Genomic DNA, 18,595 nt, shown 5'->3' with positions numbered 1-18,595 from the left:
TGCCATGCAAGATTTTCTCCTTACCGACGAAGACCGTGCGTTCCGCGCGGAAGTGCGGGCCTTTCTGCAGCGCGAACTTGCGCCGCGCGCGGCCGATATCGAAGACCGGCGCGACTGGGAAGCCGTCAAGCACGTGGTGCGCGCGCTGGCCGAAGCCGGTTATCTGAGGCTCATGTTCGCGGACCTTTATCGCGGCTCGCTGAAAAAGCCCGGACTCACGCACGCGACGATCTTGTCGGAGGAAGCGTCCGCCATCAACTATGCATTCGAAACGACCATTGCCACGGCGCTGAGTTGCGCATATCCGTTGCATCGTCACGCGAGCGAGGCGCTGCGCGATGCGTATCTCGAACCGATTCTGGATGGCCGCGCGGTCGGCGCGATCTGTGTGACCGAGCCGGGCACGGGGAGCGATTCGGCGGACATGCAAACACGCGTCGAATACGACGCACGTACCGACGAATGGGTCGTCAACGGCTTCAAGCGCTATATCTCGAACGCTTCGGTAGCGGACGTCTATATTGCCTACGGCATCACGTCGCGCGATGACGCGAAGCCTGCCATTACCGCGGTGGCGGTGCCGAAGGACGCCCGTGGCATTAGCTTTCCTCGCAATTACACGTTCATGGGCCGGCACGGCTGCATCGTCGGCGAGGTCGAATTCGACAATTGCCGCGTGCCAGTCGACCACCTGCTGGGCGGCGCGGGCGAGGGCTCCGCCATCATGCGCGGCATGTTCAACTTCGAGCGCGCGATTCTGGGCGGCTCGAGTCTCGGCGTCGCGCGTAGTGCGTTCGAAATCGCGCGTGAGCATGCGCAAAGACGCAGGACGTTCGGGCAATTCCTCGGCTGCAAGCAACTGATCTGGGACAAGATTGCGCAGATGAGCTGGCGCATCGACGCCGCCGAGCTGATTACCTATCGCGCCACCAAGATGTACGACGCCGGCGCCGACGGCAAGGCCCTGATGAAGGAAGCGGCAATGGCCAAGCTCGTCGCGACCGAGACGGCGAATTTCTGTGTGAACGAAACGGTGCAGATATTGGGTGGCGATGGCCTCACCAAGGAATATGGCCGGGCTGAACAGCTGTATCGCGACGCGCGCGCGCTGACGATTGTCGGCGGGACGTCGGAAATGGCGAAATACCTGATCGCCTCGCGCGATCTCCCGGATCTGAAGATCAACCTCTGAGCGCATTCCATTTCCATCATGCTGACCATTACCTCGCTGTTCGAAAATACGGTCGCGAAGTACCCCGACCGTCTCGCGCTGGTCTGCGGTAACGCGCGTTTTACCTACGCACAGTGGGATGAGCACGTGCGCGGACTCGCGCAGGCGCTGTTCGACCTGGGCGTGCGGCAAACGGACCGCGTCGCAATCTTCCAGAAGACTTCAGACGCAACGGCCACCGCTTATCTTGCCTGCCAGTTGCTGGGCGCGATTGCGGTGCCGATGAACTACCGGCTATCCGCGAATGAAGCGATATTCATCATCCGCGATGCCGGTGCGCGTGCACTGATCTACGACCATTCGATGCAGCCGGTCGTCGCGAAGATCGAGCAGGGCCTGCCCGATCTTCGCATCTACGTGCGCGTGGCAGGGCACGGGAACCATACGGATGAGCCCGATCGCAACGATGCGCCGGCGTATCACCGCGACTTCGATGCGCTGATAGACAGTACGCGCCATCGCGATGCGCCGCTGCCCACGCTGATGCCCGACGATATTTCCGCGCTCGTCTACACGTCCGGCACGACGGGGCGTCCCAAAGGCGCGATACACACCCATGCCAACGACGTCGCGATCGCGACGAACTGCGTCATGGAGTACAGCCTCACGAGCACCGACTCGGCGCTCCACATCGCGCCGCTTTACCACGTTGGCGGCATGCAGGCGTATTTCATGCCGCACCTGATGGTCGGCGCGGCCAACATCGTGCTGCCGCGCTACGATCCGGCGCGCACGCTCGCCGCCATCGCGCAACACGGCATCACGACACTGTTTGCCGTGCCGACACAGATTCAGGACATGTTGTTTCATCCCGCATTCACGCAGAGCGATCACAGCAGCCTGCGGATGATCACCACGGGCGGCGCGGCCATTCCGGCCGCAGCGATGCAACGCGTGATCGATGAGTTCTGTCCGAACGTGTACAACGGCTACGGCATGACGGAGGCGAGCCTCACGCTGCTGCTGCATCCGCGCGACGCACTCGCGCGCCTCGGCTCCTGCGGCAAGCCGACTTTGATCAGCACCTGCCGTGTCGTGACGAACGACCCGGCGCGCGCCGTGCCTTCCACAGAAGGCGTCGTGCCGGGCGAGGTGGGTCAGCTGATTGTGCGCGGCCCGCAACTCGCGCGTGCGTACTGGAACAATCCGGTCGAAACAGCCAGGAAGTTCCGCGACGGCTGGCTGTACACCGGCGATCTGTTCAGCGTCGACGAGGGCGGCTATTTCCACTTCCACGGTCGCGCCGACGACATGATCGTCTCGGGCGGCGAGAACATTTATCCGCGTGAAGTCGAGGAGGTGTTGTACCACTGCCCTGGCGTTCAGGAGGCCGCGGTAATCGGCGTGCCGGACGCGAAGTGGGGCCAGGCGGTAACGGCTTTCGTCGTGCGCAGCGACGCGCAGTTGACGGAGGACGCGATCATCGCATTCTGCAAGGCCAGTGACGACCTCGCGCCGTACAAGCGGCCAAAGAAAGTGCTGTTTGTCGAGCGCTTGCCGCTGAATCCGAGCGGCAAGGTTCTGCGGCGCGAACTGGCCGCCTCGGTGCACGAGAATCTTTTGCAAACGGGAACGTAATCATGAACGAACCGGTACTTTACGAACTGGACGGCGGCGTCGCCACCATTACGCTGAACCGTCCTGAAACGCGCAACGCACTGACCGAAATGGAAGTGGTCGATGCGCTCGTCGAGAGCCTCGAGCGCGCGCAAGCCGATCTGAACGTGCGCGCAATCGTGCTCACGGGCGCGGGTCCCGCGTTCTCCTCAGGCGGTAACATCAAGCACATGCGCGACGAGGTGGGAACGTTCGGCGGCAACTCCGCGCAGATACGCGAGAACTACCGGCGTGGCATTCAACGCATTCCGCGCGCGTTTCATGAACTCGACCTGCCCTGCATCGCCGCAGTCAACGGACCTGCGCATGGTGCGGGTTGCGACCTTGCGCTGATGTGCGATATCCGTATCGCAGCGCACAGCGCGCTTTTCGCGGAAAGCTTTGCGAAGATCGGCATCATTCCCGGCGACGGCGGCGCGTGGTTGCTGCCGCGTGCGGTCGGCCTCTCGCGTGCAGCCGAAATGATTTTTACAGGCACGCCCATCGACGCGCAATGCGCGCTGGATTGGGGTTTGGTATCGCGGGTCGTGCCCGACGCGGAGTTGCTGTCGACGGCCAGGGAACTTGCGGCGCGCATCGCGAGTAATCCTCCGAACGTGCTGCGCATGAGCAAGCGCCTCATTCGCGAAGGACAGCGGATGGACCTGCCGAGCCTGCTGGAACTGTCGGCGGCGTTTCAGGGAATCGTGCATCGCACGGCAGATCACCGTGAGGCGCTCGCCGCCACTTTCGAGAAGCGCACGCCGAATTACACCGGCGATTAATTGCGAACGGACCGGTAAATCGCAGCGAAAGAGGCAATGGACCGGCGCGGCGCAATATGCGACAGTTTCGCCACCTTGACCGATCCAGCATGAACATGCGCAGCAAAATCAACGACGAGACGCCGCAATCTGCCGCCGCGCGCCAGGTGCAATGGCCAGCGGCAGGAGAGGGTGCACTCGTCGCCGCGAACGCGGAAAGCGCGGCGACGGAAAGCTCGGCGGATTTGAGCCAGGAGCGGCGGCCCGACACGCAACGCATCGGTTTTTTTCTGGTACCCAACTTCTCGATGATGGCGCTCAGTTCCGCGAGCGAGCCGCTGCGCGCGGCCAACCGGGTGAGCGGCAAGCCGCTGTACAGCTGGCATCTGATCAGCGCTGACGGCGAGCCGGTGTCGTCCAGTTCAGGATTCTCGCTGCAGCCCGAATCGGCTATGACCTCGTCGATTGCCGTAGACCAACTGTTCGTGGTGGCGAGTATCGATGTGGAGAACTACCGCAACGAGCGGGTGTTCGACTTTTTGCGCCGCTATGCCGCGACAGGCAAACCGCTCGGCGGTGTGAGCCTCGGGACGATGATCCTGGCGCGCGCCGGGCTTCTTGACAAGCGGCGTTGCACGATTCATTGGGAAGCGCTGAAAGCGCTCGCCGACGAGTTTCCCTCGCTGGCCGTCACGCGCGACCTCTACTGTATCGACGGCGACCGGCTCACCTGTGGCGGCGGCACAGCCGCGATCGACTTGATGCTGGATGTGATCGCTCGCGCGCATAACCATCGGCTTGCGGCCGATGTCGCCGACCAGTTCCTGCATACGCGTATTCGCGCGTCGCAGGAGAGCCAGAAGATGGCAATTCAGTGGCGTTACGGTATCGAGGACCGGCGCATCGTCAATGCAATTACGCTAATGGAGCAGAACATAGAGCGCCCCGTTCCCGTGCAGACGCTCGCCTCGCTGGTAGGCATTTCGCCTCGGCAGTTCGAGCGTATGTGGCTCAAACACTTCGACATGGGGCCCTCGCAGTTCTACCTGGGCGTGCGCCTGAAGGCAGCGCAAAAGCTCCTGCACGAATCGACGTTTTCCATTTTCGACATTGCGATGCAGTGCGGATTTGCAAGCGCCTCGCATCTGGGGCGGTGTTATCGGAAGCTCTTTGACGCCACACCCGGACAGGAACGTGCCGCGAGGGGCAAGTGAAGATCGCCATTGCGTAAGAGGCAACGATCCGGTTCCACTTGCTGCGAGCCGGATCAGTTTCGAACGCAACAGCGGTGTCTCGCAAGTTGCGTCACAGACTCCGGCCCTCACGCTATTCAATCAATACGACCGCTCATTGTGGATGAGCGGCCGTCCTTCTCCTCGAACCTACATCCCGATGCTCGACCCTCCGCTCGAACTCGTGCCTGTGCTCGTGCCCGTGGCTGAACTCGAGGTCGATGCCGGATTCAGATCGATTCTTCCATAGACGCCGTTTGCTTCGTCATTGGGCCCCGCCGCGAAGAAGAGCGTAGTAGCAGGCTGATTGTTGAGCCCGTTGCCGAATGCAATGCCCCACAAGCCCGGCTCGACGATCGCACTGCCGTTCGAACTCTTGACGGCACCCATCGACTGGCCGCTCGATGCGTTGAATGCGTTAATCGTGCCGTCGCCGAAATTGCCGATCAATATCGCGCCGCTCAATGAGCCGAAATTGCTTGGCGCTTGCGCAATACCCCATGGTGCATTCAGTGCACCGCCGGTTGCAAAGTGCTGTTTGAGGTTACCTGCCGTATCGAATACGTCCACCATACCGAGTCCCGCTCCGGCGACGTCGTCATGTTTGTCGGCATCCTGCTTCGCGTAGGTGACGAACAGGTTCGATCCGATCAACTGGATGCCGAACGGCGCAAAGCCGGCAGGAATGGCTGGATCCGTAAAGGCGCCGGGCATGGCGACTTTGGCAAAATTGGTGTCGAAGACGTCGATCTTGTTGTTATGGAAATCGGCCGCGTAGAGAAAGTTGTTGCCGTTGTTGGCCGCGAGCGCGAGGCCCTTGTACACGGCGCCGCCGGTGCCGTCGTCGTACATGACGAACGCATTGGTCGGGCCAACGGCAGGCGCCCATGCGGTGACGGTGCCGCCTTCGCCCACGAAGATAAATGCGGCGACGCCAGACTTGCCGTTTTGCGTCACGTTGAAGCTTTGCGTGCCGTTGAATACGATGCCTGTTGGCGACGCTGTCCCGTTCTTGCCGTCGGGGATCGTGACGACGAGCGATTGCGGCACGCCGTTGCCGTCATAGAGTGTCGCGCGGTTGGTTCCGTTGTCGGCGACCCAGACGAAGCCTTTCGGATTAAAGGCCACGCCCCAGGCATTCTTCAGATTGACGTCGGTGTGTGCCGCCGACACGGCGCCATCCGAGACGAGCGCCTTTGCGGTGAACGACGACTGTGCAGGCGGCCCAGAACTGGGAGAACTGGAACTGCCGCCGCATGACGCGAGTGTCGCGATAGCTGCGCTGCAGGCTACGACGGTGAACGCTGCGAGTAGAGACTTCATGGCCGCACTCCTTGTTCCGTCCAAAGGTCACAACGCTCAATGAACGAGAGGGCGATCGGGTTTATTCCAGTGGAGGGAACTTATTTGCGAGTACTTTCTATGGCTGAACTGGATAGATAAAAGCGGGCTACGAGTTCACGTGCTGGCCTCCGGTTCGCCGCGTGGCAACGAGCTGCGATGTAGCGCAACGATTACATGCGATGTAATTGGCGCCATGAGCGGCGGCATCTAGTCTGTGTCTGTCGCGCTTCCATTTCGGTTGCGCTCAAGGCCAAGGAGATACCATGTCCCGCTTTCCCACATACACGATCGAATCCGCTCCGGCAGAATCAATGCCCGTGCTCCAGCAATTGCAACAGGCGTTCGGCCTGATACCGAACATCGCGGCCAGGATGGCGCGATCGCCGGTACTGATCAACGGTTTTATCGGCCTGTTCGAGCGCGTGCATGCGAGCAGTTTCACCGAGCCGCAAATTCAGACGCTGTTGCTGACCAACGCCGTGACGAATGCCAGTGTCTGGGCCGTCGCATTTCACACGGCGCTGGCGTTGAAAGAAGGGGTGAATGCCGCCGACGTAGACGCAATCCGCCGCGGTGGCTTGCCTGATGACGGCGAACTGGCCGCGCTATCCGCATTGGCGCGCACGCTGATAGAAAAGCGCGGCCACCTGAGCGAATCGGACCAGACAAGTTTCCTGGAAGCCGGGTTCAGTGCTGAGCAGATACTCGAAGTTATTGCGGTGGTTGCGGCATCGACGATCACAAACTATACGGGCAGCGTCACCCAGCCGCAGCTCGAAGCGCAGTTCGAGGAATTCGTCTGGCTTGCACCCGCACGCTGAATTATTTTGTTCTTTATCTTGATCAGGGAAATCCGATGAACGCGAGCAGTCCCGATCCGAAAGCGCCCCAAAGTGAGCTTGGCGACTTGCTGCGCTATTGGCGCGATATGCGTGGCGTGAGTCAACTGGATCTGTCGCTCGAAGCCGGCGTTTCGCAGCGCCAGATCAGCTTTATCGAAAGCGGGCGCAGCGTGCCGGGCCGGGACACGCTGCTGACGCTTGCACAGACGCTCGACGTGCCGCTACGCGAGCGTAACGCGCTGTTGCTCGCGGCTGGCTATGCACCGGTGTATTCGGAAACGCCATGGAACGCACAGGAGATGAACGGTGTGATCGCCGCGTTGGAGCGCGTCGTTCGCCAGCATGAGCCTTTCCCGGCGATCGTGATGGACCGCCACTGGAACGTTCTCATGACCAACGACGCGGCGCCGCGCTTCTTCGACTGTTTCATCGACATGGGCTCGCGCAAAGGTCCGCGCAATATGCTGCATCTGATCTTCGACCCGCAGGGCATGCGTCCATTCGTGGCCGATTGGGACACGGTCTCGCGAAGCTTGCTGCAGCGGGTGTATCGGGAGTCGATTGGTCACGTCGTCGATGCCGGCACGAGGCGTCTGCTCGACGAACTGCTCGCCTATCTAGATGTGCCGCGCGACTGGAAGACGCATCATGTGCCGTCCGCCGGGCCCACGATTCCTGTCATTCCGCTTGGCTTCATCAGCGGGGACGCGGTGCTTCGATATTTCTCGATGGTCACGACCGTTGGTGCGCCGCAGAACGTCGCCGCGCAGGAGATACGCCTGGAATGCATGTTTCCCGCCGATGACGAAACCGAAGCGCGCCACCTCCAGTTGCTCGCCAGGCGTTCGGAGCAACGTTGAGCCGGTGTGCGGTGGACATGCGGCAGAGAGCTGATCGTCCCAGCAGTTCCTGCCGCCTGCAACGGCCGCGTCCCGCCTGGGCGGGACGCTTGTCGCGACTTAACTCAGCCTCAATCAAGCCCCGGGCTTTCCGCCGATAGTGTTGCCTTGTTGCCAGGCGCGCTTACCTTCCTCGGACAACTCTCCGCTGCTGTGCGACGCGTCCGGTTTCGTACCTTCTACTGCCATTGCGCCGCCTGGCTGTTCCTGGGCAGGGACGCGTTCACCCTTGCGCGCCGCGGCGCGATCGTCCTGAGTGCGGCCTGCGTAAGTTTCTGTTGCCATTTCAACCTCCGGAAAAGAAGAGAACCATCATGTCTTTGCGATGGACGCGCGAACTTCGTACCGATGGACGCGCTTGCCCGCATCGAGACACCCGGAGTCAACTGCGCGCATTGCGCGTGCCAGACGCGGCATTCGCGTCGCGTTGAAGGCGTTCCATGCGGCCTGTGAGGAAATCGTCACACAATTTTCTCTCCGTGTATGATTCCGGCGTCGAAAGCTATTGCGGCACGTTTGAATGCATTGTGTGTAGCCGGGTCTTTACCAGCGTCGCGGGCAAGCCAAAGCGCAGATAAACATCTATGCCAATGTGCGAGCCCGGCAACGTGGAGTTGCACAGACGCCGCTTGCGGATACATAAAGCCGTTATGGCAAAAGGCTTGACGAAGAAATGCCTCGCGCGACAACCTCTCGCGGGAAGATGAAGGAACAACGCTGAATGCTCGCAGAACAACGTCACCAATACATCCTGGCGCAAGTCGCCAAAACGGGCGCGCTGTCAGTCGCCGAGCTGGTGCGCGAACTGAACGTGTCGCGCGAGACCATTCGCCGTGACCTCAACGCGCTCGCCGGACGCGGCCTGCTCGTCACCACTCACGGTGGCGCGCTTTCGAGTGACCGGCGCGAGCCCGATCTCGACACGCGTGAAGCGGCAAACGCCGGCGCGAAGCGCGCGATCGGCGAGCGTGCAGCCGAGTTCGTTCCCGACGGCGCGTCGCTGATCGTCGACTCCGGCAGCACGACGCAGGCGGTCGCGCGAGCCTTACTCGACCGGCACCGTCTATCGGTGTACACCAACGACTGGCGCATCGCGCTGCTGCTTGGACGGCGCAACGACAATCGCGTCACGCTGTTGGGCGGCGAGCTGTCCGATATCGAAGACGCCACCTTCGGGCTCGACACGGTCCACCAGCTCACGCAATATCACGCGGACTTCGCATTCATCGGCGCAGGCGGCATTTCGCCGGACGGTTATCTCACCGACTACAGCCGCATGGCCGCCGAAGTGCGCAGCCGCATGATCGCCGCCGCCGACACGGTGGTCGTCGTGGCCGACCATTCGAAGTTCGGCCGCGTCACACCGGTGCGGATCAACGGCATCGAGTCGGCGCGTTATCTCGTGACCGAACTGGCGCCCGAGCGCGCCATCGGCAAGGCGATTACGGCCCATGGCCCGGAAATCGTGATTGCTTGAGTCCACGTTCGCGGCCTGTGCGCATGGTACGGCGTCAAGCTGCGACCCGCGTCGCGCCGACTGCTGCTGGTAGAGCGCAGCCGCATGATCCGATTCCTGATCAGCGGCCATGCAGCAGCGGCTCTGCTCAATCTCTTCACGCAACTTCCCGCTACCTCGTTCGGCTTGGCTATTATTGGCGAATTGTGTCAATTTTTGGAATTCGACAGAATAGTCATGGCGTTGTCACCGAAACCTGTGATCCTTGCCGTGCCCATACAGGCATGGCAGGCAGCGCGAACGTGGTAGACAGGTTGTAAGTCTCGCTTGGAAGACGCCGCGAAGTTGTCGGCAATCTGCAATCGGCTGATCGCATCGGAGTCGGCTGCGGCAACATGCAACAAGTCACGCAAGCAGCACGTAAGCGGAACATAAGCGGAACAGCAGCAGCACATAAGCGGCACATCAGCAACACGCACGCAAGCAGCAAATAAAACGCATACGGCGCGCACCACGCGCCATTCAATCACAACAGGTATCGGGTTTTCCCGACCGTCTGGTTTTTTTGCCTTTCGGAGAAAGCGACATGACAAAGACAAACTCCCCTCAGACCACGGGCCTCGCACGTAAGCTTCTGCCGGCGCTGGTCGCCGCCGCGATGTTCAGCGGCGTGGCCATGCAGGCGCAGGCTGCCGACGCGGTGGTGCTGTACACCGCCGACGGCCTGGAAAATCTCTATAAAGACGTGCTGCCGGCCTTCGAAAAGAAGGAGGGCGTGAAAGTCAACATCGTCACCGCGGGCAGCGGGGAAGTCGTGAACCGCGCGACAATTGAAAAGGACCAGCCGAAGGCGGACGTGATCGTCACGCTGCCGCCGTTCATCCAGCAGGCGGATCAGAGCGGTCTGCTTCAGGCATACCAGAGCGCGAACTACAAGAACGTGCCGGCGATCGCCAAGGCGCCGAACGGCTCGTGGGCGACCTTCGTGAACAACTATTTCTCGTTCGCGATCAATCCGGAAGTCACGAAAAACCAGCCGAAAACTTTTGCCGATCTGCTGCACCCGGACTACAGCGGCAAGGTCGCTTACTCGAACCCGGCGACGGCGGGCGACGGCATGGCCGTGATCATCCTGACATCATCGCTGATGGGTGAGGACAAGGCATTCGATTATCTGAAGAAGCTGGAACAAAGTGCCAAGTTCCACACCAAGGGCACGGGTTACCTCGACGTTCTGCTGTCGCGCAACGAAATCGCGTTCGCGAACGGCGATCTGCAGATGGATCTGGACGACGCCGCCAACGGCGGCCTGTCGCTCAAGCCCGTGTTCCTCGCAGCCGCGCCGGGCGAGCAACCGACCACGTTCCAGTTGCCGTATGCAATCGGCCTCATCAAGAACGGTCCGAACCAGGCGCAAGGCAAGAAGCTGATCGACTATCTGATGTCGACGGAAGTGCAGGCCAAGGTGCCGGACATCTTCGGCATTCCGGGCCGCACCGACGTGCCGCTCGCCGGCAAAAACGGCGAGACCGTCAAGCAGGCGATTGCGGGCGTGAAGCTGATTCCGGTGGACTGGAACCACGTGATGGCCAAGAAAGCCGACTGGACCGCGCGCTGGAAAAGCGACGTGATCGGTTCGTCGGGCAAGCAGATCGAAGTCGTCAAGCCGAAGTAAGCCGCTTTTTAGGCTTTCCAGTCTTGCTTCCCAGTCGAAGCACGCAGCGCTCTCGCGATCGGTGTGATCGCCGGCGCGCTGCCTGAGCATCAATCTTGTTGGAGGATGAATCCGGTGAATACGGCCAGTCTTGCTGGGCGAGGCGCGCTCGACGCCTCGCTGGACGCGCTCGGCGCCGCGCGTTCGGACGCGCCTGGCGGCGTGCAGATCGATCACCTGACGGTGCGCTTCGGCTCGCGCACCGTGCTCGACGATCTGTCGTTGACCATCCAGCGCGGCGAGCTGCTCACCGTGCTCGGCCGCAGCGGCTGCGGCAAGACTACGCTGCTGCGGTTCATCGCCGGGTTTATCGAGGCGGACGGGTTGTCCGGCACGCTCACGGTCGCGGGCCACGATCTCACGCACGTGCCGCCGCATAAGCGCAACCTTGGCCTGTTGTTCCAGAGCTACGCGCTGTTTCCACATCTGTCGGTATTCGAAAATGTCGCGTTCGGCTTGCGGGCACGGCGCATATCGGCGAAGGACATCGCACGGCGCGTGGCCGAGGTGCTGAAGCTCGTGCAACTCGGCGACGCCGGGCACGTGATGCCCGCGCAGCTTTCCGGCGGCATGCAGCAGCGTGTGGCTCTTGCACGTGCGCTCGTGATCGAGCCGGACGTGCTGTTGCTCGACGAGCCGCTCTCCGCGCTCGATGCCAATCTGCGCGCGTCGGTGCGCTCCGAACTGAAGGCGCTGCATGAGCGCCTGCCCAATCTGACCATTGTCTGCGTGACGCACGACCAGGATGACGCGCTGGTGCTGTCGGATCGCACGCTGTTGATGCGCGACGGCCGTATCGCGCAGCTCGGCACGCCGCAACAGTTGTACGACGCGCCGAACGACGGCTTTGTCGCGCGCTATCTCGGCACGGCGAATCTGCTGCCGCCGCAAGTCGCTTTCGGCATGGACGACGCGCGCTACAACGAACGCGAGCGGGTCGCCTGTCTGCGGCCGGAAGCGCTGCGCATCGTGCCGCTTGGAGAAGGGCAGTTGCACGGCGCAATAACATCGGTCGAATGGTATGGCGCGGTATTGTCGGTGTCGGTCGCCCTCGACGCGATGCCGAACGAACCGCTCCTCGTCACCATGCAGCGCGGCCACGGCATGATGCCGGAGAAAGGAGCGCGCGTTTCCCTGCGTTACGAGGCTGACGATGTCGTCCTTATCCACCCCTGAGGCGTCGAATCCGCTTCCCGCCTCGGCGGCAGCCGCAGCCGACGCCCGCCGCAGCGCAAGCGCCGCTTTGCATCGGGCCGCGGTAAAGCGCCGGGAGCGCATGGCGCAATGGCATCTTCTGTTCATCGCGGTGGTCGTGCTCGGGCCGCTCGTCATCTACCCGCTCGTGCGCCTCGTGTTGCTGAGCTTGAGCGGGCCGCATGGCATCGGTCTGCAGGCGTATGCGGCGTTCTTCGGCAATCCCGAGACGCGCGGCGTGATCGGCACGACGCTGTGGATTCTGTTCGCGAGCGCCGGACTTGCATCGCTGCTCGGCGTCGCACTGGCGTCGTTGCTGTTTTTCAAGCCATTTCCGGGCGCGCGGATGGTTACGCGGTTTCTCGAACTGTTCGTCGCGTTCCCGTCGTTTCTGGTCGCCTTCACGCTGATTTTTCTGTACGGCTCGCAAGGCTCGGTCAGCATCGGCTTGCAGCGGCTCTTTCATCTGGAGGCGCCGCCGCTCGATTTCCTGTTCGGCGTGGGCGGCGTGATTCTCGCCGAGGTCGTGTTCTACGCGCCGTTCGTCGTGAGGCCCACTCTGGCTTCGTTCGCCACGCTCGACATGCGTCTGATCGAAGCCGCCAGAAGTCTCGGCGCTAGCGGCTGGATGGTCGCATTCAAGGTAATCGTGCCGCTTGCGTGGCCGGGTATCGCTGCAGGCACGATCCTGTGCTTTCTGCTGACACTCAACGAGTTCGGCATTCTGCTCGTGCTCGGCAGCGCGCATCTGATCACGTTGCCGGTCGCCATTTACAGCTCGGCCACTGTCGACCTCGATCTGCCGACGGCGGCAGCGGGTGCGGTCGTCATGCTGATTATGTCCTTGTCGCTGTACGCGTTGTATCGCCAGGTCAACCGTCGCAAGGTAAAAGGAGCGGGCCATGGCCGTTGAACTCGACCCGACCGTGCTGCCGGTCATGCACAAGAAGGCGCGCCCGGTGCGCCGGAGTTTGTTCGTGCGGATGCTCGGCGGCCTGTTTCTCGGTTTTGCCGCGCTGTTGTGCTTCTGGCTTTTCGTGTTGCCCGTGATCGTGGTCGGCTTGTCGAGCGTGGCGGCGCATTGGTCCGGCACGATTCTGCCGGCCGGCTTCAGCACGCGCTGGTTCGAGCGGCTCGGTTCCAGCGACTTCGACGCGCTCACAACGAGTCTCGAGATCGGCATGGGTGTCGCCGTGCTCGGCACGATTCTCGGGTTGTGGCTTGCGCTCGCGCTCGAAGGACGAGACCGGCGCGGACTCGGCGCGTTCGTCGACACCATCGCCATGATGCCCAACGGCGTGCCGAGCGTGGTGCTCGGTCTCGCGGTACTGATCGCCTATCACAAGCGGCCGGTTGACCTGTCGAGTTCCGCGGCGATCGTCGTCTTTGTTCAACTCGCGCTCGTGCTGCCGTTCTGCTACCGGTGCGCGGCGGCGGCGTTGCGCCCTGAACTGACGATTTTGCGCGAAGCCGCCGCGAGCCTCGGCGCGCCTCCGTCGATGGTGCTGCGCCGCGTCGTGCTGCCGCAACTCGTGCCGGCAATCCGCGCGAGTCTCGCACTCGGGTTCGCGCTGTCGCTCGGCGAACTGGGCGCGACCCTCACTGTTTATCCGCCCGGCTTTGCGACGGTGCCGATCGTCGTGGTCGGTCAGGTGGAGCGCGGCTACTACCTGCCTGCTTCCGCGCTGTCGCTGATTCTGCTGCTCGTCTCGCTCGCCGCGCTGCTGCTGATCGCGGCCCGTGTGCCGCGCCGTCGGATCGACTGAACCTGCGTTTTCCTCGTTTCCCTGGTGGCGCGTCGTGCGGCGCGCAGACATTCCACATACTTTCGATGTGGCGAAATTTGTCAAAATGACCGAATATATGCAAACTGCTTCTGTCGATCCGATTGAGGTTGTGCGCAGGCATTCGCTGACGACACTGGTTCGCGACGAGATCGAAAGGCACATCGTCGAAGGCGAACTGGCGCCGGGCGCCAAACTCAACGAAGCAGACTGGGCGGCGCGCCTGCAGGTGTCGCGCGGGCCGGTTCGCGAGGCGTTCCGGGCGCTCGAGCAGGCCGGGCTCGTGCGCACCGAGAAGAATCGCGGCGTGTTCGTGCGGACGGTGTCGCTCGCCGAAGCCGACGAGATTTACGCGGTGCGCGCGGTGCTCGAAGAGGCGGCGTGCCGGATGTTGGCCGCGAACATCGACGCGAGTCAGCTGGCGGTGCTGCGCGATTGGCTCGATGCCATGCGCGCGGCGCTCGATGCGCAAGATCACGATGCGTACGCGCGGGCCAACGTCGCGTTTCATGACGCGATCGTGGCGGCGGCGCGCAATGTGAAGTTGTACGAGACGTATCGAAGGCTGGTGAGCGAGTTGAGTCTTTTCCGGCGCGCGGCACTGGTGGTGCATGCCGATGCGATGGAGCGCTCGCTAGCGGAACATCGCGCGATTCTGACTGCGCTCGCGTCGCGGGATGCCGCGCATGCCGCGGCGCTGATGCACGCGCACGTGAACGGCGGCTTGCAGCGCGCGCATGCGGCGTGCGAGGGAGGCGGCGTGGCGGGTGGGCAGTTGGGAACGGCGCGCGGTGCGTCTGCTGCGGGCGACTGACGGACGACTGCAGGGCGATTGCAGCACGACTGAAGCGATCGCGTTGTCGTAACGCATTGGCTTGAGGACGCGTGCGTAGCACGCAGGGACGGGAACAATGGCAAGCGCAAACGAAAACGCGAAGCAACGCACGATCGAGGTCAACGGTCGCGGCTACCGGCTGCCTGACGAGCCGACGGTTGTGATCTGCGTCGACGGCTGCGAGTTCGATTATCTGGAAGCTGCGGTCGCGGCGGGCGTTGCGCCGTTCATCGGCAAGATGCTCAAGGGCGGCGCGGCCTTCAAGGGCGATTGCGTAATTCCCTCGTTCACCAACCCCAACAATCTGTCGATCGTCTGCGGCGTGCCGCCGTCGGTGCACGGCATCTGCGGGAATTACTTCTGGGACCCGAATGCGAATGGCGGCGCGGGTGCGGAAGTGATGATGAACGATCCAGCCTATCTGCGTGCCGGCACGTTGCTGGCCGCGGCAGCCGAAGCGGGCGCGCGCGTCGCGGTCGTCACCGCTAAAGACAAGTTGCGCCGGTTGTTGGGCTGGCAGCTGAACGGCATCTGCTTTTCCGCGGAAAAAGCGGACACGGTGACGCGCGAGGAAAACGGCATCGACGAAGTACTGGAACTGGTCGGCTTGCCGCTTCCCGACGTGTACAGCGCGGCGCTTTCGGAATTCGTGTTCGCTGCTGGCGTGCGGCTCGCGCAAACTCGCGAGCTCGACCTGATGTATCTGTCCACGACCGACTACATACAGCACAAATGGGCGCCGGGCACCGAAGGCGCGAACGCGTTCTACGCGATGATGGACGGCTATCTGGCGAAGCTCGACGCGCTCGGCTGGGTGATCGGGCTCACCGCCGATCACGGCATGAACGCGAAGCACGATCCGCAAAGCGGCGAGCCCAACGTGATCTATCTGCAAGACCTGCTCGACGAATGGCTCGGCGCGCGTAAGGCGCGCGTGATCTTGCCGATCACGGATCCGTATGTGGTGCATCACGGCGCGCTCGGTTCGTTTGCGACAGTTTATTTGCCGCGCGATGTCGATGTCGCGCAGGTGATCGAGCGGATTCGCGGGCTGCAAGGCGTCGAAATTGCACTCGATAACCACACGGCGTGCGAGCGCTTCGAGCTGCCGAACGACCGCGTCGGCGATATCGTCGTGACCGGTACGAAGCATGTGGTGCTCGGTACTCGCCGCGACGAGCACGATTTGTCGGGGCTTACGGTGCCGTTGCGCTCGCACGGCGGCTTGTCCGAGCAGGAAGTGCCGCTCCTTTTCAACCGGCGTGTCGACGGATTGCCGGGCGCGGGGAGCGGAAAGAGGCTGCGCAATTTCGATATCTTCGACGTCGCGTTGAACCGCGTGTCGGCATCATGAACGCGACGCTGCGGGACCATCCGGCGTTCCGCGCGGAGGCGCTGCGGCTCGAAGGCGAACGCGCGGCGCGTCCACGCTCGCTCGATGTAGTCGATCCGTATACGGGTACGCGCGTGGGCTCGGTCGCGCTTGCGAGCGTCGATGATGTGCGCGCCGCATTCGAATACGCCGCTGCTTATCAGGCAAAGCTCACGCGTTATGAGCGCTCGCAGATTCTCGAACGCGCGGCCGCGTTGCTGCGTGACAGGACCGAAGAGGCGTCGGATCTGATCTCGCTCGAATCGGGTTTGTCGAAGCAGGACTCGCGGTATGAAATCGGTCGTGTGGCAGACGTGTTCAGGTTTGCGGCAATCGAAGCATTGCGCGACGACGGGCAAAGTTTCTCGTGCGATCTGACGCCGCATGGCAAGCGGCGACGCGTGTTTTCGCAGCGCGAGCCACTTGCGGGCGTGATCGTCGCGATTACCCCGTTCAACCATCCGATGAACCAGGTTGCGCATAAGGTTGCGCCGGCAATCGCGACGAACAATCGCGTGGTGCTGAAGCCGTCCGAGAAAGTGCCGCTGTCGGCGCTTTATCTCGCCGACATTCTGTACGAAGCCGGCTTGCCGGCGCCCATGCTGCAAGTGCTGACCGGCGACCCGCGCGAAATCGCCGATGAACTTATCACGCATCCGTTGGCTGAACTCGTCTCGTTCACGGGCGGCGTGGCGATTGGCAAGTACATCGCGGCAAAGGCGGCGTACCGCCGCGTCGTGCTCGAGCTAGGCGGCAACGATCCGCTGATCGTGCTCGAGGACGCCGATCTCGAGCGCGCGGCGACGCTCGCGGTGCATGGCTCGTACAAGAACTCCGGGCAGCGCTGCACGGCGGTCAAGCGGATGCTCGTGCAAAAGCGCGTCGCCGCCGATTTCGCCGACCTGGTCGTCGAGAAGACGCGGGCCTGGACTTTCGGCGATCCATTCGATGCGGCCAATCAGATGGGCACGGTCATCGACGTCGCCGCGGCGCAGCTATTCGAGGCGCGGGTGAATGAGGCGATTGCCGGCGGCGCGCGCTTACGTATCGGCAATCGACGCAATGGCGCGCTGTATTCGCCTACGGTGCTCGACGGCGTGGAGCCGGACATGACCCTCGTGCGAGAGGAAACCTTTGGGCCAGTGTCGCCGATCATCAGCTTCGACACGCTCGACGACGCGATACGTATCAGCAACGGCACATGCTTCGGGTTGTCTTCAGGTGTATGCACGAACCGGCAGGACGCGATCACGCGGTTCATCAACGAACTGCGAGTGGGGACGGTCAACGTGTGGGAAGTGCCTGGCTATCGGACAGAGTTGACGCCGTTTGGCGGCATCAAAGACTCGGGGCTCGGCTACAAGGAAGGCGTTCAGGAAGCGATGAAAAGCTTCACTAACCTCAAGACTTTTTCGTTACCGTGGGAGTAATAGCGTGGCATTGAGTGTGACGGACATCCGTTCGCTGTTCGAGCAATACGGTGACATCGCTTATAGCGGCGAACCGGTGACGCAGCTTCAGCACGCATTGCAGAGCGGCGCGCTGGCCGAAGAAGCGGGCGCCGGCGACGAACTCGTCGCCGCTTCGTTTTTGCACGATCTCGGGCATCTGCTGAATCTTCAGGGCGCGACGCCGACGGAGCGGGGCATCGACGATCTGCACCAGTACTTTGCGCTGCCGTTCTTGCGGCCGGTGTTGCCCGATGCGGTATTGGAGCCGATTCGTTTGCACGTCGACGCAAAGCGCTGCCTCTGCGCGATCGATCAAGGCTATTTCGATCAGCTTTCCGCCGATTCGGTGCGGAGCCTGGGTCTGCAAGGCGGCATCTTCAGCAGCGAGGAAGCGGAGAGATTTCTGCAGAAGCCGTACGCGCAGGACGCGCTCCGGCTGCGCAAGTGGGATGACCGCGCGAAAGAAGAACACCGCGTAACGCCGGGTCTAGATCACTACCTCGATGTGGTGGAGCGTGTGATGCGTAAGAGCGCGATGGTGTAGTTCTGGCTTGTCTATGTCGTTGTCCTGGCGCTGCTTCTTGCGCAATTTCCGTGTGTCGAAATAACGCTTGCAAGGCGCTGGCCGGCTCGCTAGAATCTCGCTCTTTCGTGCTCCGGACACTGGGGCACGGGAAGCGGGAAAGCCAGTAGTGGCAAGGCTTCGAGCGGTGGCAGCAGGTTCAGGCAGTAGCAGAAACCTGTTGACGGCGCAGCCGGAGTTCTTCATAATCTCGTTTCTCTGCTGCAGATGCAGCGACGCAGAACGAAGCGGTGCCGGGTGGTGGTAGGAAGGCAGCGCGGAGTGGGCGGATCGATCTTTAAAAACTAACAGCCGATAA

The 18,595-nt window shown here is 62.3% G+C and carries 17 protein-coding genes; 15 read left to right on the top strand and 2 right to left on the bottom strand.

Annotation, left to right across the window (positions count from 1 at the left end):
• Positions 1 to 4: 4 nt before the first annotated feature.
• From ACTJLB_RS26070 to ACTJLB_RS26055, 4 genes are all read left to right on the top strand, one after another.
• Positions 5 to 1,192, top strand: a complete 1,188-nt coding sequence (locus ACTJLB_RS26070) for an acyl-CoA dehydrogenase family protein (protein ID WP_440784962.1) — start codon at positions 5 to 7, stop codon at positions 1,190 to 1,192.
• Between the two features lie 18 nt (positions 1,193 to 1,210).
• On the top strand, positions 1,211 to 2,809 hold the full coding sequence (locus tag ACTJLB_RS26065; protein WP_440784961.1) for a class I adenylate-forming enzyme family protein: 1,599 nt from the start codon (positions 1,211 to 1,213) through the stop codon (positions 2,807 to 2,809).
• A gap of 2 nt (positions 2,810 to 2,811) precedes the next feature.
• The gene (locus ACTJLB_RS26060; protein ID WP_020068542.1) at positions 2,812 to 3,612 is read left to right on the top strand and encodes a crotonase/enoyl-CoA hydratase family protein; all 801 of its coding nucleotides are present in this window, start codon (positions 2,812 to 2,814) and stop codon (positions 3,610 to 3,612) included.
• Positions 3,613 to 3,701: 89 nt separating this feature from the next.
• Positions 3,702 to 4,805 (top strand): GlxA family transcriptional regulator, encoded by a 1,104-nt coding sequence (locus tag ACTJLB_RS26055; protein ID WP_440784960.1) that lies wholly within the window; start codon positions 3,702 to 3,704, stop codon positions 4,803 to 4,805.
• A 168-nt stretch (positions 4,806 to 4,973) separates the two neighbouring features.
• Here ACTJLB_RS26055 and ACTJLB_RS26050 read toward each other — a convergent pair whose 3' ends face one another.
• Positions 4,974 to 6,146 carry a TIGR03118 family protein gene (locus ACTJLB_RS26050; protein ID WP_408493201.1) on the bottom strand — a complete coding sequence of 391 codons (1,173 nt, stop codon included), beginning with the start codon at positions 6,144 to 6,146 and terminating at the stop codon, positions 4,974 to 4,976.
• A 284-nt stretch (positions 6,147 to 6,430) separates the two neighbouring features.
• On the opposite strand from ACTJLB_RS26050, the gene ACTJLB_RS26045 reads away from it, so the two are divergent.
• Together ACTJLB_RS26045 and ACTJLB_RS26040 are read left to right on the top strand one after the other, a co-directional pair.
• Complete coding sequence (locus ACTJLB_RS26045) at positions 6,431 to 6,988, top strand: carboxymuconolactone decarboxylase family protein (RefSeq protein ID WP_088175404.1); 558 nt, start codon at positions 6,431 to 6,433, stop codon at positions 6,986 to 6,988.
• 35 nt (positions 6,989 to 7,023) lie between these two features.
• Positions 7,024 to 7,869, top strand: a complete 846-nt coding sequence (locus ACTJLB_RS26040; RefSeq protein ID WP_440784959.1) for a helix-turn-helix domain-containing protein — start codon at positions 7,024 to 7,026, stop codon at positions 7,867 to 7,869.
• Between the two features lie 114 nt (positions 7,870 to 7,983).
• On the opposite strand, the gene ACTJLB_RS26035 is transcribed toward ACTJLB_RS26040, so the two are convergent.
• Positions 7,984 to 8,193, bottom strand: coding sequence for a hypothetical protein (locus tag ACTJLB_RS26035; protein WP_408167151.1), 210 nt, complete (start codon positions 8,191 to 8,193; stop codon positions 7,984 to 7,986).
• Positions 8,194 to 8,629: 436 nt separating this feature from the next.
• Between ACTJLB_RS26035 and ACTJLB_RS26030 the strand changes: the two genes are divergently transcribed.
• The 9 genes from ACTJLB_RS26030 to ACTJLB_RS25990 all read left to right on the top strand — a co-directional run bounded on the left by ACTJLB_RS26030 (position 8,630) and on the right by ACTJLB_RS25990 (position 18,258).
• Entirely contained in the window at positions 8,630 to 9,385 is a 756-nt protein-coding gene (locus ACTJLB_RS26030) for a DeoR/GlpR family DNA-binding transcription regulator (protein ID WP_027779716.1), read from the top strand.
• 565 nt (positions 9,386 to 9,950) lie between these two features.
• Positions 9,951 to 11,039, top strand: a complete 1,089-nt coding sequence (gene phnS / locus ACTJLB_RS26025; protein WP_408485405.1) for a 2-aminoethylphosphonate ABC transporter substrate-binding protein — start codon at positions 9,951 to 9,953, stop codon at positions 11,037 to 11,039.
• 114 nt (positions 11,040 to 11,153) lie between these two features.
• Positions 11,154 to 12,254, top strand: coding sequence for a 2-aminoethylphosphonate ABC transport system ATP-binding subunit PhnT (phnT, locus tag ACTJLB_RS26020; RefSeq protein WP_087754394.1), 1,101 nt, complete (start codon positions 11,154 to 11,156; stop codon positions 12,252 to 12,254).
• Positions 12,232 to 13,185, top strand: a complete 954-nt coding sequence (locus tag ACTJLB_RS26015) for a 2-aminoethylphosphonate ABC transporter permease subunit (RefSeq protein ID WP_088175408.1) — start codon at positions 12,232 to 12,234, stop codon at positions 13,183 to 13,185. The genes phnT and ACTJLB_RS26015 overlap by 23 nt, the downstream gene beginning before the upstream one ends.
• Complete coding sequence (gene phnV, locus ACTJLB_RS26010; RefSeq protein WP_087754299.1) at positions 13,175 to 14,038, top strand: 2-aminoethylphosphonate ABC transport system, membrane component PhnV; 864 nt, start codon at positions 13,175 to 13,177, stop codon at positions 14,036 to 14,038. The genes ACTJLB_RS26015 and phnV overlap by 11 nt, the downstream gene beginning before the upstream one ends.
• Before the next feature lie 85 nt (positions 14,039 to 14,123).
• Positions 14,124 to 14,870 (top strand): phosphonate utilization associated transcriptional regulator, encoded by a 747-nt coding sequence (locus ACTJLB_RS26005; RefSeq protein ID WP_440784958.1) that lies wholly within the window; start codon positions 14,124 to 14,126, stop codon positions 14,868 to 14,870.
• A 97-nt stretch (positions 14,871 to 14,967) separates the two neighbouring features.
• Positions 14,968 to 16,245: a phosphonoacetate hydrolase gene (phnA, locus tag ACTJLB_RS26000; protein WP_440784957.1), complete on the top strand. Its 1,278-nt coding sequence runs from the start codon at positions 14,968 to 14,970 to the stop codon at positions 16,243 to 16,245.
• Positions 16,242 to 17,693, top strand: a complete 1,452-nt coding sequence (phnY, locus tag ACTJLB_RS25995; protein ID WP_440784956.1) for a phosphonoacetaldehyde dehydrogenase — start codon at positions 16,242 to 16,244, stop codon at positions 17,691 to 17,693. Before phnA ends, phnY begins: the two co-directional genes overlap by 4 nt.
• A 4-nt stretch (positions 17,694 to 17,697) precedes the next feature.
• Positions 17,698 to 18,258 (top strand): phosphonate degradation HD-domain oxygenase, encoded by a 561-nt coding sequence (locus ACTJLB_RS25990; RefSeq protein ID WP_131320820.1) that lies wholly within the window; start codon positions 17,698 to 17,700, stop codon positions 18,256 to 18,258.
• The last annotated feature ends 337 nt before the right edge of the window (positions 18,259 to 18,595 follow it).

Origin of the sequence: Paraburkholderia sp. 22098, from assembly GCF_052045935.1 — a bacterium.
GTDB lineage: Bacteria > Pseudomonadota > Gammaproteobacteria > Burkholderiales > Burkholderiaceae > Paraburkholderia > Paraburkholderia caledonica.
Note: the sequence above shows the minus strand (reverse complement) of the source record. Positions and strands in the feature narration are given on the sequence as shown.